Annotated in this window: 14 protein-coding genes; 7 read left to right on the top strand and 7 right to left on the bottom strand. The window is 69.9% G+C overall.

Annotation, left to right across the window (positions count from 1 at the left end):
- Positions 1–621 precede the first annotated feature (621 nt).
- The 3 genes from VMS22_01185 to VMS22_01175 all read right to left on the bottom strand — a co-directional run bounded on the left by VMS22_01185 (position 622) and on the right by VMS22_01175 (position 2,652).
- The gene (locus tag VMS22_01185) at positions 622–1,623 is read right to left on the bottom strand and encodes a prenyltransferase (protein HXJ32627.1); all 1,002 of its coding nucleotides are present in this window, start codon (positions 1,621–1,623) and stop codon (positions 622–624) included.
- 88 nt (positions 1,624–1,711) lie between these two features.
- The gene (locus VMS22_01180; GenBank protein HXJ32626.1) at positions 1,712–2,233 is read right to left on the bottom strand and encodes an SRPBCC family protein; all 522 of its coding nucleotides are present in this window, start codon (positions 2,231–2,233) and stop codon (positions 1,712–1,714) included.
- A 62-nt stretch (positions 2,234–2,295) separates the two neighbouring features.
- The gene (locus VMS22_01175) at positions 2,296–2,652 is read right to left on the bottom strand and encodes a YciI family protein (GenBank protein ID HXJ32625.1); all 357 of its coding nucleotides are present in this window, start codon (positions 2,650–2,652) and stop codon (positions 2,296–2,298) included.
- A gap of 91 nt (positions 2,653–2,743) precedes the next feature.
- Between VMS22_01175 and VMS22_01170 the strand changes: the two genes are divergently transcribed.
- From VMS22_01170 to VMS22_01140, 7 genes are read left to right on the top strand one after another with little or no spacing between them, the layout of a single operon-like run.
- Positions 2,744–3,013, top strand: a complete 270-nt coding sequence (locus VMS22_01170) for a hypothetical protein (GenBank protein ID HXJ32624.1) — start codon at positions 2,744–2,746, stop codon at positions 3,011–3,013.
- Positions 3,014–3,071: 58 nt separating this feature from the next.
- Positions 3,072–3,290, top strand: coding sequence for a hypothetical protein (locus VMS22_01165; GenBank protein ID HXJ32623.1), 219 nt, complete (start codon positions 3,072–3,074; stop codon positions 3,288–3,290).
- Between the two features lie 41 nt (positions 3,291–3,331).
- Positions 3,332–4,141: a hypothetical protein gene (locus VMS22_01160; protein HXJ32622.1), complete on the top strand. Its 810-nt coding sequence runs from the start codon at positions 3,332–3,334 to the stop codon at positions 4,139–4,141.
- The gene (locus VMS22_01155; GenBank protein ID HXJ32621.1) at positions 4,141–6,771 is read left to right on the top strand and encodes a 6-pyruvoyl-tetrahydropterin synthase-related protein; all 2,631 of its coding nucleotides are present in this window, start codon (positions 4,141–4,143) and stop codon (positions 6,769–6,771) included. The genes VMS22_01160 and VMS22_01155 overlap by 1 nt, the downstream gene beginning before the upstream one ends.
- Positions 6,768–7,478, top strand: coding sequence for a glycosyltransferase (locus VMS22_01150; GenBank protein ID HXJ32620.1), 711 nt, complete (start codon positions 6,768–6,770; stop codon positions 7,476–7,478). Before VMS22_01155 ends, VMS22_01150 begins: the two co-directional genes overlap by 4 nt.
- A 7-nt stretch (positions 7,479–7,485) precedes the next feature.
- On the top strand, positions 7,486–9,780 hold the full coding sequence (locus VMS22_01145) for a phospholipid carrier-dependent glycosyltransferase (protein HXJ32619.1): 2,295 nt from the start codon (positions 7,486–7,488) through the stop codon (positions 9,778–9,780).
- A gap of 16 nt (positions 9,781–9,796) precedes the next feature.
- Positions 9,797–10,597 (top strand): shikimate dehydrogenase, encoded by an 801-nt coding sequence (locus VMS22_01140; GenBank protein HXJ32618.1) that lies wholly within the window; start codon positions 9,797–9,799, stop codon positions 10,595–10,597.
- Between the two features lie 36 nt (positions 10,598–10,633).
- Here VMS22_01140 and VMS22_01135 read toward each other — a convergent pair whose 3' ends face one another.
- From VMS22_01135 to VMS22_01120, 4 genes are read right to left on the bottom strand one after another with little or no spacing between them, the layout of a single operon-like run.
- Complete coding sequence (locus tag VMS22_01135) at positions 10,634–11,818, bottom strand: hypothetical protein (GenBank protein ID HXJ32617.1); 1,185 nt, start codon at positions 11,816–11,818, stop codon at positions 10,634–10,636.
- 2 nt (positions 11,819–11,820) lie between these two features.
- Complete coding sequence (locus VMS22_01130; protein ID HXJ32616.1) at positions 11,821–13,032, bottom strand: CoA transferase; 1,212 nt, start codon at positions 13,030–13,032, stop codon at positions 11,821–11,823.
- 58 nt (positions 13,033–13,090) lie between these two features.
- Positions 13,091–13,984, bottom strand: coding sequence for a hypothetical protein (locus VMS22_01125; protein ID HXJ32615.1), 894 nt, complete (start codon positions 13,982–13,984; stop codon positions 13,091–13,093).
- Positions 13,985–14,039: 55 nt separating this feature from the next.
- Positions 14,040–14,657 (bottom strand): DJ-1/PfpI family protein, encoded by a 618-nt coding sequence (locus tag VMS22_01120; protein HXJ32614.1) that lies wholly within the window; start codon positions 14,655–14,657, stop codon positions 14,040–14,042.
- Positions 14,658–14,702 lie beyond the last annotated feature (45 nt).

Genomic DNA, 14,702 nt, shown 5'->3' with positions numbered 1-14,702 from the left:
ATCGATCCCGTTGCGCTCGCGCAGCGCGCTCAGGCACTGCGACAGCAGATGCTGGGGGTGGATCCCCGAGAGCGCCCCGCCGGCCCGGCCGCGCCCCCGCGGCGTGCGCACCGCATCGATGATCAGGGCTTCGGGCATCGTGCACCTCGGCTGCGTCGAAGCACCGTGTACCTCGGCTGCGTCGAGAGTTGGTGGTTCACCCGGCTGTGGGTCGCCTGAACGGGTTTCCGCCTCATCTTACTCCGCTCGCCTGCGGCTCGCTGCGCGCGGACCGCTTGCGCGCTCCGCTTGCCAGGAGCCCGGCCAGAGAGCCCCGAGGTAGGGCAGAGCCCGTGCTTCGGAACGCCTCGGGAACGCTCGGAGAAGCGAGTCCAGGAGACCTGCGCCCCGCAGGCTCCCCAAGGACCGTCTCCGAAGGTCGGACCCCTCAGGGCCCCGAAGCAACGGCTCGGATCGTCCCTGCAAGCGGAGCGCGACAGCGCTCCGCGCGCAGCGAGCCGCAGGCGAGCGGAGTCAAATCGGGAAGTCTCCACATCAAAGCCCCGGGCCCCGCGCGGGCGACCGCAGCCGAGCAGAGCCCATCCACCAACACCAACGAGCTTCGACGACCACGCCGACCGGTCACGCGAGGTGGATCGGGTAGACCGCGTCGAGCAACAGACCGATCGCGAACAGGCCCCCCGCCCGGCGCGTCACCAGGAACGACCACGAGACGTACCACAGCGGCCACAGCGGGTATCCGGGAGGCGCGGCGGTGGGGGGAGGCTGGGCGTAGACGCGGAGCACCTGCGCGAGCCGCGGCAGGGCGAGCAGCGAGAGCAGCGTCCAGACGCCGAGCGTCCCGACGAGCACCAGGCAGACGACGAAGACGAAGAATCCGACGAGCAGCTCCTGGGTGAGGAAGGTCGCGCGCTCGCGGCCCAGCAGCACCGGCAGCGTGTGGATCCCCTTCGCCGCGTCCGCGTCGAGCTTGTCGATGTGCTTGCCCATCAAGACGGCCGAGACCAGCATCGCGTACGGGAAGCTCGCGACGATCACCCAGGGCGCGAACTGGCCCGTCGTGACGAAGTAGGTGCCGCCGATCATCAGCGGCCCCCAGACGACGAAGACACCCGGCTCGCCGAGACCGCGGTGCTTGAGCTGGAGCGGGGGCGCGACGTAGAAGACGCTGACGAAGATTCCGAGCAGGGCGAAGAGCGCCGCGAGCCAGCCGCGCTGCTCCGTCAGGTAGAGCAGGATCCCGAGGTCCAGCAGGTTGACGACGGCGATCGCGAGCAGCAGCCCCGACTTCGACACCAGTCCCGAGAGCACCGGGTGCGGCGCGTACTGCGTGCGCACGTAGGAGTCGGTGTCGACGCCCGTCTCGAGGTCGAAGTAGTCGTTGATCATGTTGTTCGCGGCGTGTGCGAGCACGAGGCCGACGAGGCAGAGCACGAAGTAGCCCCAGTGCGCCGTGGGCGCGCGCGCGGCGAAGAGCCCGCCGATCGCCGCGGAGAGCACCGTCATCGGGAACACGCTCGCGCGCGTGATCAGGAGCCAGCGCGAGACGCCGTCCATCGCGCGGTCCGCGGCGAGGTTCTGCGTGCGCAGGATCTCGGCCCAGTTCTGCACCGCGGAGGCCATGCGGACCAATCTAGCCCGGCCGAGGTACGGCGGCGAGCGCGTCGGCGCCGTTGCACTCGCAGCGCAACGCGTGTACGTCTGCGCGACGCTATTTCTCCACCGCCGACTCCAGGTTCGCGAGCCCGGTCTCGAAGTCCTTCCCGACCATGCTGTCCATGCTGATGAAGACGCCGATCAGCTTCGTCATGTACGTGCTCGGGCCACGCATGGACCAGGTGAGGCTCGTCGCGTCGCCCCGCGGCTCCACCGTGAACTCCGCGACGTTGTGCGCTTCGAAGGGCGAGATGAAGTCGAGCTGGATGGTGGTCTGGGAGGGCGAGACCTCGATGATCTCCATCCGTCCACTGCCGATGTCCTTGTTCCCGTCCCACTCGTAGATCGCGCCCTTGCCGGCCGGGGCGCCGCTGAGGGTCCGCTTCATGGCCGGATCGCGGTGCTCGTAGGGCGACCACGACCAGCGGCGGAAGTCGTTGATGAAGGCGAAGATCTTCTCGGGCGGCGCCTTGATGGTGGTGCTGCGGACGATGCGGAACGAATTGGGCCTGGTGGCCGCGAGCACCAGCACGGCCGCGACCAGGACGAGCGCCAGGATGGCGATTGTCTTGAGCATTCGACCTCCTTCAGCATCTGGACGAACGACGCCGGGCGGGATCGACAATCGCGCGGGGGGCGTCAGCCCTCGTAGCAGGGAGCCACCTCCCGAACTTCGATCGTGGCCCATTCGAGCGCCGGGCACTCGCTGGCGATCGCAACCGCCTCTTCCTTGGTCTTGCAATCGAGCAGGAAGAAGCCGCCCACCATCTCCTTCGACTCCGCGAACGGACCGTCGACGAGCTTGCGCTTGCCGCCGCGGAGCGAAACCCGCACGCCGTCGACGTCGGACCGCAGGGACTCGCTCAGTCGCAAGAGGCCACGCGCCTTGAGGCCCTCCCCGAACTGGACCATGCGGTCGTAGAGCTGGCGCCCTTCGGCGATCGCACGGCGGCGCCGCATCTCGGGTTCTTCGATGACGAGCAGCATGTACGCCATGGATTTCCTCCGGCGGTCCGTGTAGCCGTGGCCGCGTGCTGCGGGAAGGGGGGCGGAATGTTTCGGCCGCACGACCGTCCGTTCACTTCGAGTGATCTCCTTCGTCGTGCCGGCCTTCAACGAGGCGCTGTTCGCCGCCGAGGAAGCCGCGATGAGCCGCGCGCTCCACCGGGCGGGGCGGTTCGTCGTGCTGCGCGAATCGGTCACGACGTCCGGGCGGCGGCTGCGCACGTATTCCGGGCGCGAGCTCTTCGGGATCCTCTTCCGGCTGCTCCTCTCCGGCGAGGCGGGGTTGCGCAGCCGCGACGGCAAGAACCTCTGGTACGGCGAGCGGCGGCCCGATCCGCAGGAACCGCGATAGCGCGGGAGCGCGCCGCAGGTGCGTAGCCGCGGCGGTGCGTCTTTGCTAAGTCGGCGCGGTGCCCGCGCAGCCCGGTCCAGGTCCCGTCGCCGTCGTGCATCGGATCACGATCGTCACGGCGCTGCTGGGCGCGCTCGCGTATACCGTCTGGGCGATCAGCCAGGGCGAGGTGACCGGCATCGCCGGCGGCGCCGCGGCCACGGCCGTCACGTGGCTCTACCTGCGCAACCTGCGCAGCCGGCTCGATGCGAAGCTCAGGCCCGGTGGAGGCGCGTGAATCGGTTTCCTTTTTCACGGCCTTCTGACAGGGTGGCGCGGATGAGCAGGATGCTTCTCGCGCTCGCGTGCGGCGTCGCGGTGCTGGGGGCCGCACCGGCACGCGCCAAGACCATCAGCATCACGATCGCGCAGAAGACCGAGCTGCGCGGCACGACGCTCGCGTCGACGGTCACGATCGGCAACACGGGCGACGAGGCGGCGAAGTCCGTGGCCCCGACGCTCCGCTTCGCCGACAAGCAGGCGCGCGGCAAGATGCGTCCCGAGCTCCAGCCGAACACGACGTTCGACGAGGAGCTCACGCTCGAAGCCGGCCAGCTCGGCGAAGGCCGGTGGCCCTTCCAGGTGTCGGTCGACTACGCCGACGCCAACCAGTACCCGTTCCAGGCGCTCCTGGTGACGACGCTCGTGCAGGGCAACCCGCCGCCCGCCAAGGTGTCGGTGCCGGAGATCGCGTCGAGCGGGATCGCCGAATCGGGAACGCTCAAGATCCGCTTCAAGAACCTCTCGGCCACCGAGCGTGATTCGAGCTATCGGATCGCCGTGCCCGAGGGCCTCGAAGCATCGCAGCCGACCGGCACCGTCCACCTGGCCGCGTGGGCCGAGGCGACGGAGTCGGTGTCGGTGGTGAACCGCACGGCGCTCGCGGGCAGCCGCTATCCGGTCTTCGTGTCGATCGAGTACGACGATGGTGGCGTGCACCAGGGTGTCGTCGCGCAGGGCATCGTCGACATCGTGGCGCCGAGCGACTTCTGGCAGCGCAATCAGATGACCCTGTTCATCGGGGCCGGGATCCTCGTGGTCCTGTGGCTGGGGCTCGTCGTCCGCAGAGCGACGAGCCGCGCGACTTGATGCGGGATCGGCTGCGCGTCGTGCGCAGCCTCTGCGACGTCGTCGCCGTCGGGGCCGCGCTCTGGCTCATCCGGGACAAGTTCCCGGCCGACGTCATGTTCGCCGACACCGTGACCAACGGCGGCGACATGGGCACGCACTACTACGCCGCCGAGTACATGCGCGACGTGCTGCTGCCGCACGGCGCCGTCACCGGGTGGTGTCCCGGCAACTACTGCGGCTTCCCGCTCTTCCAGTTCTACTTCTTCCTGCCGTTCGTCCTGATCGCGCTCCTCTCGCACCTGATCCCGCTCACCGTCGCGTTCAAGATCGGCACGGTGATGGGCACGTTCCTCCTGCCCGTGTGTGCCTACTTCGCGGTGCGCCTCGCCGCCGCACCGTTCCCGGCGCCCGCGCTGGCGGCGCTCTCGACGCTGCCGTTCCTGTTCATGGAGGCGAACTCCATGTGGGGCGGGAACATCCCGTCGACGCTCGCCGGCGAGTTCGCGTTCTCGCTCGGGTTCGCGCTGGCCGTCCTGTTCATGGGCGTGCTCCGCCGCTCGATCGACCGGCGAAGCGGCTACGCGTGGGCGGGGCTCCTCGTCGCCATCATCGGCATGGCGCACGGGTACACCCTCTTGTGGGCGGGCCTCTTCTCCACCTACGAGCTGGTCACGACGCGCGACTGGTGGCGGCGGGTCGGTGCGCTCACGGCCATCCACGGGCTCGCGATCCTCATCATGGCGTTCTGGCTCTTCCCGCTCCTCGTCTACGCGCCGTGGACGACGTCGTACAGCCACGTGTGGATCATCAAGAGCTGGCGCGAGGTCCTGCCGCCGATCCTGTGGATCCCGGCCGGCATCGCCGTCGCGACGTTGCTCGCGCACGTGGCCCTCGCCGTCTTCGCCGAGAAACCGTTCCCGCGCATCCTCGGCCTCATCTGGTGGGCGACGGGCATCGGCATCCTCTTCTACTACACGGCCAAGGCGTTCCACGTCGTCGACATCCGCTTCTTCCCCTTCTTCCAGCTCGGCCTCTGCCTCGCGGCGGCCGTGGGACTGGGGCTCCTCTTCGCGACGCTGCCGGCGCCGGAGATCTGGCCGATCGTGGGCGCGCTCGTCGTGCCGTTCGTGGTGGGCAAGCAGGTCTCGTTCATCCCCTCGTGGGTCAAGTGGAACTACTCGGGCTTCGAGCGGAAGGCGACGTACCCGACCTTGAAGGGCATCATCGACAAGCTCCGCGGCAACGTCGGCGATCCGCGCGTCGTCTACGAGCACTCGCCCGACCACGAGCAGCTCGGCACGATCCGCGTGTTCGAGAACCTCCCCTACTTCACGGGCCGTTCGACGCTCGAAGGGCTCTACATGCAGGGCTCGCCGACGGCGCCGTTCGTGTTCTTCATCCAGTCCGAGGTCTCGAACGTGATGTCGTGCCCCTTCCCGGACTGGGGCTGCTCGCGCCCGAACCTCGAGCGCGGCGTGGCGCACCTGCGCATGATGAACGTCTCGCAGTACATCGTGAAGTCGAAGCCCATCAAGGAAGCGGCGGCGAAGCACCCGGGCCTGGAGCTCGAGTCGAACGTCGGCGACTACCAGATCTATCGCGTGAAGGAGAATGCGAACCGCTACGCGATCCCGCTCACCACGGCGCCCGTCCTCGTCCGTAGCGACGCGTGGAAGGAGACGTCGTACCAGTGGTTCAAGACGGCGACGCCGGAGGACGTGCTCCCGGTGTTCACGGACAAGGTCGAGCCCGGCGACGAGCAGCTCTTCGCCGCCGTCAGCGAGGGGCTCCCGAAGGATTTCCCGACGAAGCCGCTCGGGCCGCCACCGCCGATCCAGGAGGTGATGGGGAACGATCGCATCACGATCACCGGCTGCACGCCGGGCCATCCGATCCTGGTGCGCATCTCCTATCACCCGCGCTGGCACGCGCTCACGGGCGAGAAGGTCTGGCTCGCGGGCCCGACGTTCATGCTCGTCTTCCCGAAGGGCGATCGCGTCGAGCTCGCGTTCGGCGGTAGCCCGACGGTCTACCTCGGACGCGCCTGCACGGCGTTGGGCTGGCTCCTCTTCGTGCTCGCCGTGCTGCCGACGCGCGGCCTCCTGCGGAGGGCTGGCGAGGGACTCCTCGAGCTCCCCGGGGTGGCCGGCGTCGTGGCGCTCGTGCGCCGCACGGGCGAGTGGCCGCTCCGCACGCGTCGCTTGGTGCTCGCGGGCGGGCTCGCCGTCGGCGCCGTCCTGTTCACCGAGGCCGCGATCGCCGCGCGCTCGCTCGACGCGGACGGCTCGTACAACAAGGGGCTCGCGATCTACAACACGGGCGCCCTCCGCGAGGCCATTCCGTACTTCCAGGCCGCGCAGCGCCTCTCGCCGCTCTCGAACACCGCGATCCACTCAACGTACTTCGAGGGCATCTCGCTCTTCCGCGAGAAGGAGCTGGCGGAGGCCGAGAAGGTGTTCCAGCGTCTCGTCGACCGCTTCCCCGAAGGGCCGTCGTCGCCCGAGGCGCTCTATCACGTGGGGCTGTGCAAGGCGCAGCTCGGCGACATGCCCGGCGCGATCGCCAAGTGGGAGGAGACGCAACAGCGCTTCCCTTCGACACCGTGGGCGAAGTATGCCGGAGAACGTCTCGCCGAGCAGAAGAAATGAGCGCGGGTCCCACCCCCTTCACCGTCGGCATCCCGGTCCTGAACGAGGAGGCCATCCTCGTCCCGAACACCGAGCGCCTCCTCGCCCATCTCGACACGCTCGGCCGTGACTACGAGGTCATCATCGGCTCGAACGGCTCGACCGACTCCACGACGACGCTCGGGGCGGATCTCTCGCGCCGCTTCCCGCGCGTCTCCTTCTTCCACATCCCGGAGAAGGGTGTCGGGCTCGCCTTCAAAGAGTTCGTCCGGCGCGCGCGCCATCCATTCCTGGTCTCGGTCGACATGGACCTCTCGGTCGAGCTCGCGTTCATCGCGACGGCGGTCGACCTCCTCGAGACGCACGACATCGTCGTCGGCTCGAAGAAGATGGGCAACCAGCAGCGCTCGCTCTTCCGCAAGCTCGGCTCCGATTCCTTCCTGCACGCGACGCGCCTGCTGCTCGGGCTCACGTACGACGACTACTCGCTTGCCGCGAAGGGATTCCGGGTCGAGATCCTGCGGCGGTTCATGGATCGCATCAACGTCGGCTCGTCGTACGTGCTCGAGATCTGCTACCTCACGAAGCTCGCCGGCGGACGCATCGTGCAGGTCCCCGTCACCTGCGAGGACTGGCGGCAGTCGAAGTTCAACCTGTGGCACGAGGCCTTCTACAAGTATTCGCACCTCGTGCGGTTGTGGTTGAGGGGACGGCGCGGAACCCGCTGACGGGCGCATGGCGGTCGAGACGGTCGTGACGGCGTCCGCACGCGAGCGACCGTGGCTCCCGTGGCCCGTGCTCTGGCTCGGCGTGTTCGCGATCGGCGTCGCGCTCCGCGTCCTGCTCTTCAGCGGCTACGGCCTGGGCGACGACCCGAACTACTTCTCGGCGTACCACGGCATCTATCAGTCGGGCACGTGGGGCCGGGAGGTCCCGTACGACTTCCGCTTCGCGTTCTGGGTGCCCGTGGTCGGGCTCATGAAGCTCGTCGGCGTGACCGAGTGGGGCTTCGTCGGATTCGTCACGCTGTGCTCGATCCTCAACATGCCGCTCGCCTACGCGCTCGCACGCCAGGAATGGGAGCGCGAGTGGGCGCTGGTCGCGATGGCCACGATCGCGATCCTGCCGCTCGAGGTCTGCTCGAGCACGCTCTTCGTGATCGACATACCGCTCGCGACGTATTGCTACACGGGCTTCTGGCTCTACCGCGTGGCGCGCGACGACGCCCACGGCTCGCGCGTCCGCATGGTCGCGGCCGTCCTCGGCGGCGTGTTCCTGTTCCTCGGCTACTCGGCCAAGCAGTGGGGCGTGCTCGTGGGGTCGCTCTTCGCGCTCGAGGCCGTGCGTCGCGTGCGCGAGACGTGGCGCGTGTCGGCGCTCTGCGCGGGCACGTTCGCCCTGCTCGTCGCGGCCTACTTCACGTGGCAGTGGGTCAGGTTCGGCGACCTCATCTACGACGTGCACCTGGTCCGCAAGGCGGCGTGGTTCCAGCCGCACAGCTGGGAGCTGGTGCTCGACTATTCGAAGATGCTGCTCCTCCCGAGCCAGTACGGCACGTACTTCGGCGGCTGGTATCCGCACGCGCTCGTCGTGCTGGCGCTGCTCTTCGCCGCGCGCGCGGCCTCGGCGGGCAAGTGGCTCCTCTACTTCCTCGTCCAGCTCGCGAGCCTCTCGGCGATGCCGTCGCACCGCGAGAACGGCCAGTGGGTGATGCTGTTCCCGCACATCTTCCGGTACCTCTGCTTCCTCTCGATCCCCCTCTGCCTCGCGCTGACGGCGTACCTGCGCGAGCTCGTGCGGTCGTGGCCGCGGGTGGGGCTCGTGGCGACGGCGGCGCTCGCCGTCTGGACGATCGTGCAGGGGGTGCAGCTCACGTGGCCGACGCGCGACGCGTTCGGCGAGCAGCGGCGAGCCAACGCGCTCATCCTGTCGGCGTTCCCCGACGAGGTGGTGGCGTCCGACTTCGGGTTCTTGAACCGCCTGGCGAGCTTCGCGCCCGACGGGCGCGGCTTCTCGCGCATCCGCGAGCTGCGCCCGGAGGAGCCCGTGGGGCAGGCAGCCGCGCTCGGCACGGTGACCGACGGCGTCGTCGTGACCGGCGGCGGGCGCCTGCCCTGGTACGGCTGCATCCGGTGCGCCACGTCCATCTCGGCCTTCACGCCGCCGCCGACGTGGACGCTCGTCACCATGTACGGCGAGGCCCCGCTCGGGCCCTACCGCAAGGAGCCGCTGCGCATCTGGCGCGTGTCGCCCTCGGTGCTGCGCGCGACCCGGCTGCTCGAGAAGCGACAGGACGAGCCCGGACGCCTGGCGCTCCTGCGGAACCTCGTCGAGGTGAAGGACTTCGCGACCGCGGCGGAGGTCGGACGTCGTCTCGTCGAGCAGGGCCTGCAGCCGCTCGGATCGGTCATGTACCTGACCGGGCTCGCGTGCTCGAAGACGGGCAAGCCACGCTGCGCGGAGAAGTACTACACCGAGGCGCTCGAACAGCCGCTCAGCCCCGAGGAGGCGTGGCAGGCGCTGGTCGCGCTCGCGAAGCCGGGGACGGCGGGGCTCGCGCAGGCGCGACGGGAGGCGGCCGAGCGCTACCGCGCCCGCTTCCCGGGCGCCCGATCGGATTCGGCGCTCGAGGACGTGCTCTCGGGACTGAACGAAGGCGTGGCGCTCTATCAGCACCAGCGTTTCGGGGCGGCGGAAGCGCTCCTTCGCGAGATCCGCGACCGCACCGACGAGGCCGCCGAGCGCCGCCAGCGCGCGCACTACTTCCTCACCCTGGCACTCATCGCCCAGCACAAGACCGCCGAGGGGAGCAAGGAAGCGGAGGCGTACCGGTCGGCGTACGGCGAGGACGCCTTCTGGGCCGAGCTCGCCTATCGCGACGCGATGGCGCGCCTGCCGATCGAGCCGGTGGAGGCGCGCCAAGTCCTGTCGGAGCTCGCGGGCGGCCACGGCGACACGCTGTGGGGCCAGGAGGCCCGCCGGCAGCTCGCGGCGCTCGCCCAGGCCCAGGCGCCTCAGCCGAGCCCGTGAGCTAGGGTCGGCGCAGATGGACCGTACGATCACCGGCTGCACCGACCTCCTCGTCATCATCGCCGATCCGGTCTCGCAGGCGCGATCGCCGGCGCTCGTGAACGCGGCGCTCGCCACTCGCGAACGGGACGCCGTCATGGTGCCCCTGCGCGTGAAGGCGGGCGACTTGGAGCCGGTGCTGGCCGGCCTGCGCGCGATCCACACCTTCAGGGGCGCCCTCGTCAGCATGCCGCACAAGACCGTCCTCGTGGATCTGCTGGACGAGGTGCTGCGCGAGGGACGCCAGGTCGGCGCGTGCAACGTCTTGCGGCGCGAGCCGGACGGGCGGCTCGTCGGCACCATGTTCGACGGCGAGGGCTTCGTCGGCGGGCTGCGTGCGGCCGGCCACCACGTGGGAGGCAAGCGCGTCTTTCTCGCCGGCGCCGGCGGCGCGGCGTCGGGCATCGCGTTCGCCATGGGCAAGCACGGCGCCGCCGCGCTCACGATCCACAATCGCACCGCCGCGAAGGCGACCGCCCTCGCTGCGCGCGTGCGAGCGGCCTGGCCGGCGCTCGCCGTCGCCACGGGGGGCCCCGATCCGTCGGATCACGATCTCGTGGTGAATGCGACGTCGCTCGGCATGCAGCCGGGAGACGCCTTGCCGCTCGACGTGACGCGCCTCACGCCCGGCACGGTTGCGGCCGAGGTCGTGATCCGTCCGGAGCCGACGCCCTTTCTCGCCGAGGCCGCGAAGCGCGGGTGCGCCGTCCACCACGGCGAGCCGATGCTCGCGGCGCAGATCGACCTCGCGATCGACTTCATGCTGCCACCGGCGTGAGCGCCGCGCCGGCTCGGTCGACGAGCGGCTCGCCGCTCACGCCCCCTTCGCGTGCCGGATGTACCGCTGCAGGTCCTCCCGGTCGATCAGCGAGAGGATCTCGATGCGGTTCCCGTCGACCGGGCGATAGATCAAGCGTACGTCGGTGGCGATCCGGATGCGGTAGCAGTCCGGCAGACCCTCGAGCGCGATCGCGCGGAGGCTCGGGTGACGCCAGTCGTCGCACAGCCGGGCGATCTTCTCGAAGGTGCTGCGCACGATGCGGCGGTCCCAACCGCGCAGCGAATCGTAGAACTCGCTGGTGAAGACCGGCATGCTCCACACGGCGCCGGTGGTCGTCTCGACCGGCGCCGACTCGGTCGCCGGCCGTGCCGGACCCGCCTGCTCCAGCGTGCGAACGCGCGCCGCGAGCTCGTCTTCGCGCGCCCGCGCCTCTTCGAGCGCCGCGTCGAGCGAGCGCGCACGACGCTCGGCGGCCTCGAGCTCGTCCGTGAGCCGCGCCACCTCGGCCGCCGTGCCCGACTGTACGCGGCCGCGCAGGGCGTCGCGGTCCCGCGCCAGCTTGTCACGCTCGGCGCCCACCTTCTCGCGCGCCCGCTCGCTCTCGCGCAGGTCCTTGCGTGCGACCGCCACGCTCTGCTCGAGCTCGGCGATGCGCGATCTGAGGTCGTCCACGCGCTGGAGCGCGCGCTCGCGCTGGCTGTCGGCCCGCGCCGCCTCCTTCTCCGCCTTGCGCGCGAGGCGGGTGGTCTCGCGCACGAGCTGGCTCTCGGCCTTCGGCGCGTCGGTGGACGCCTTCGCGCGCTCGTCGGCCTCGTCGAACTCGGCGATGATCGTCTGCACGAGGCGGCTCGCCTGCGCACGGTCCTCGTCCCGCTCGGCGCCGAGCAACGCCCAGGCGAGGTCGCGCGCCGGATCGCGCGAGTCCATGACGAGCGCCGTCACCGCCGCGGCGCCGCCGTCCGCGGCGACGGCGGGGCCGAGCGGCGAGGCGCCGATCTCCCGACGCAGCGCACGGTCCACCTCCGACCACACCTCGGCGTCGTCCGCGTAGTAGTCGACGAGCGTGTCGGCCAGCTCCCACACCGAGAGCGAGTCGATGCGCACGCCCTTCGGCGCCGTGCCGAGGCGGACGACGAGCTTGCGCAGTGCTTCGTCGGAGAGCGACACGACCAAGAACGTCGTGCGTTCGTCTTCGCTGAGCGGGGTGAGGAGCGCCACTGCTACGAGATCGCGCCCGCCTCCTTGAGCGAGGCGAGATCCTCCCACGAGTAGCCGAGTGCCAGGAGCACCTCCTCGGTGTGCTGGCCCATGTCGGGACCTGGCCGCAGCGCCGGCGTCGTCTCGTCGAATTGCACGGGGCTCGCGACGAGCGTGAACTTCGTGCCGTCGCCGACGTCGACCTCGGAGAGGTAGCCGTTCGCGATCACCTGCGCGTCCTGCCCGACTTCCTTGGCGGTCTGCATCGGCGCCCACACGCCCTCGACGTCGTCGAGCTTGCGGCGCCAGTCGTCGAGCGTGCGCGACGCGAAGGTCTTCTCCAGCTCGCGCACGCATTCCTCGCGGTTCTGGAAGCGCGCCATGCCGTTCTCGAAGCGGGGATCCGCGATCATGTCGGGCCGGTCGATGTGGCGGCAGAGATCGGCCCAGAAGCGATCGGGCTGCAGCATGTTGAGGAAGAGCCAGCGCCCGTCCTTCGTCTTGTAGCTGTTGACGATCGGGTTCGGCGCCTGCGTGCGGTCGAAGGCCGGCATCTCCTGGTCGGTGAACCGCGCCAGCACGATGTCGGGCGCGAGGATCCACATCGCCGTTCCGAGCAGCGACACGTCGACGATCGACGGCTCGCCCGTGCGCGCGCGCCGGAAGAGCGCGGCGGCGATGCCACCGGCGGTCGTCATCCCGCCCGCCGAGTCGCCGAACGCAGCGCGCTGCATGGTCGGCGCCGCGGCGTCGGCACGCGTGAGCGCGTGGGCGATGCCGCCGCGCGACCAGAACGACGCCGCGTCGTAGCCGCCCTTCTCGACGTCCGGGCCGCGCACGCCGTGGCCGTGGCCGCGCGCGTAGATGATGTTCGGGTTCACCTTGCGGATGTGCTCGACGTCGATCTCGAGCTTGCGGCGCGCGGCCGGCAGGAAGTTCGTGAGGAACACGTCGGCGTCCTTGCAGAGCCGGTAGAGCACTTCGCGCCCGCGCGGATGCGCGAGATCGAGCCCGACGCTGCGCTTGCCGCGGTTCGACTGCTCCATCATGAAGTTGACCCCGCCGGTGGGTGGGAAGTACCCGGACGTCACCAGCCCGCGCTGCGGATCGCCGGTCACGGGGTGCTCGATCTTGACGACGTCGGCGCCCCAGTCGGCGAGCACCGCGCCCCCGGAGGGTACGAACCACCACTGCGCGACTTCGACTACGCGAACGCCTTCGAGTGCACGAGCCATCGGGTGTGCCTAGCACAGCGCCCTTCGCGCATGCCAGACGGCCGTGCGCGCGACGGGCTCAACCCAGCGTCGTGGTGGTGCTGGTGGACGAGGTGGTCGACGGCGTCGTCGTGCTGGACGTGGACGTGGTCGTCGTCGTGACCTTGCAGGGCGCCGCGTCGCGCGTGGTGCAGGAATCCTTGCGCGTGCAGCACTGCAGGTACTGGGGGTCGGTGTCGAGGCTGACGCCGGTCTCGGGCGTCGTGCAGCGCGCCTTGATGGAGGAGCACAGGAAGTTGCGGCATGCCTGCCGGCAGATGCTCTCGGCGCGCTTGGTACCGTTGCAGCGGCTGGTGCACTTTCCGTAGCACTTCCGGATGCTCGGCATCCGGTTGAGGCATGGCTGGAAGCAGGGATCGTCCAACGACCCCGTGGCAGCGGTGGTCGTGGTGACGACGGTCGTCGTCGTGACCACCGTGGTCGTCGTAGCACCCGCCATCGTCGTGGTGGTCACTGTCGAGGTGGTCGTGGTCGATGTGCTCGTCGTCGAGACGGACGTGCAGGCGTTGCAGACGTTCGCGGCCTGCTTGCGCGCGCGCTTGGTGCCGAGATCGCAGTCGCCGCCGCTGCATCCCGGCACGATGCCGAACGCGTCGCGCTCGCACTGCTTCACCTGCTGCTTGTAGATACCCTCGCACCGCTTCACGCACGCGCGGACGATCGTGCAACGCCCGGCGCTGATGGGGCGGCAATCGAGGCTGCTGTTGATGCAGTCGTCGAGATCCTGCTGCGCCCCACCGCGGCACCCGAGGTAGTCCGAGCAGGGCGCGACCAGGCACGGCTCGATGAGACAGCAGTCGCTCTTCGAGTTCTTGGAGAGGTTGCACTGCTCGAGACACGACGGCACCGCGCCCGCAGGGACCGGCAGCCCAACCGTCGCGAGCGTGATGAGAGCGAGCGCCCGCGTCACCATCCGCACTGCATTGTCGATACCGGGCGTGGACCTGTCCGTCAAACTCATCGGCGATTCAGCGGGCGAACGGATCATCGTCGGGGTTGCGGTGCCACTCGTATTCCATGAGGCGCGCGATGCGCTCGGCCGCGGCTTCGCCGACGGTGCGGGCGATCAGGGCGAGCGCCATGTCGATGCCGGCCGTCACGCCCGACGAGGTGACGAACTTTCCGTCGTCCACCCACCGCGCGCGGTGCACCCACTGCACCCGCGGTCCCTGCGACACGACCCACTCGAAGGCGCGCTTGTTGGTCGTGGCGCGGTGGCCGTCGAGCACGCCCGCCCGCGCGAGCAGCGCCGCCCCGGTACAGACGGAGGTCACGATCTCCGCTTCGACGGCACGCGCGGCGATCCATTCAGTGAGCGCGGCGTTGTCGACCTCGCGCCGCGTGCCGAGGCCGCCGGGCACGAGGAGCACGTCGAGCCGCGGGCAATCGGCGAAGCCGTGATCCGCGACGGCGCGGGCGAGCTGCGCGCTCGCGACCGGCCCCGCCCGCTCGGCGACCAGCAGGACGCGATAGTGCTCCCGCATGACCAGATTCCCGAACGCCTCGAGGGGGCCGAACACGTCGAGCAGCTCGAAGTCGGGGAAGAGCAGGACGCCGAGGGTGCGCGGGGGGCCTGGCTGCGACATGGCGGCCATTGTGACGGGCGATTCGTAGCAGTCCAGCGGCCGGGC

This window comes from Candidatus Eisenbacteria bacterium, assembly GCA_035577985.1.
Lineage (GTDB): Bacteria > Desulfobacterota > Binatia > DP-6 > DP-6 > DATJZY01.
Note: the sequence above shows the minus strand (reverse complement) of the source record. Positions and strands in the feature narration are given on the sequence as shown.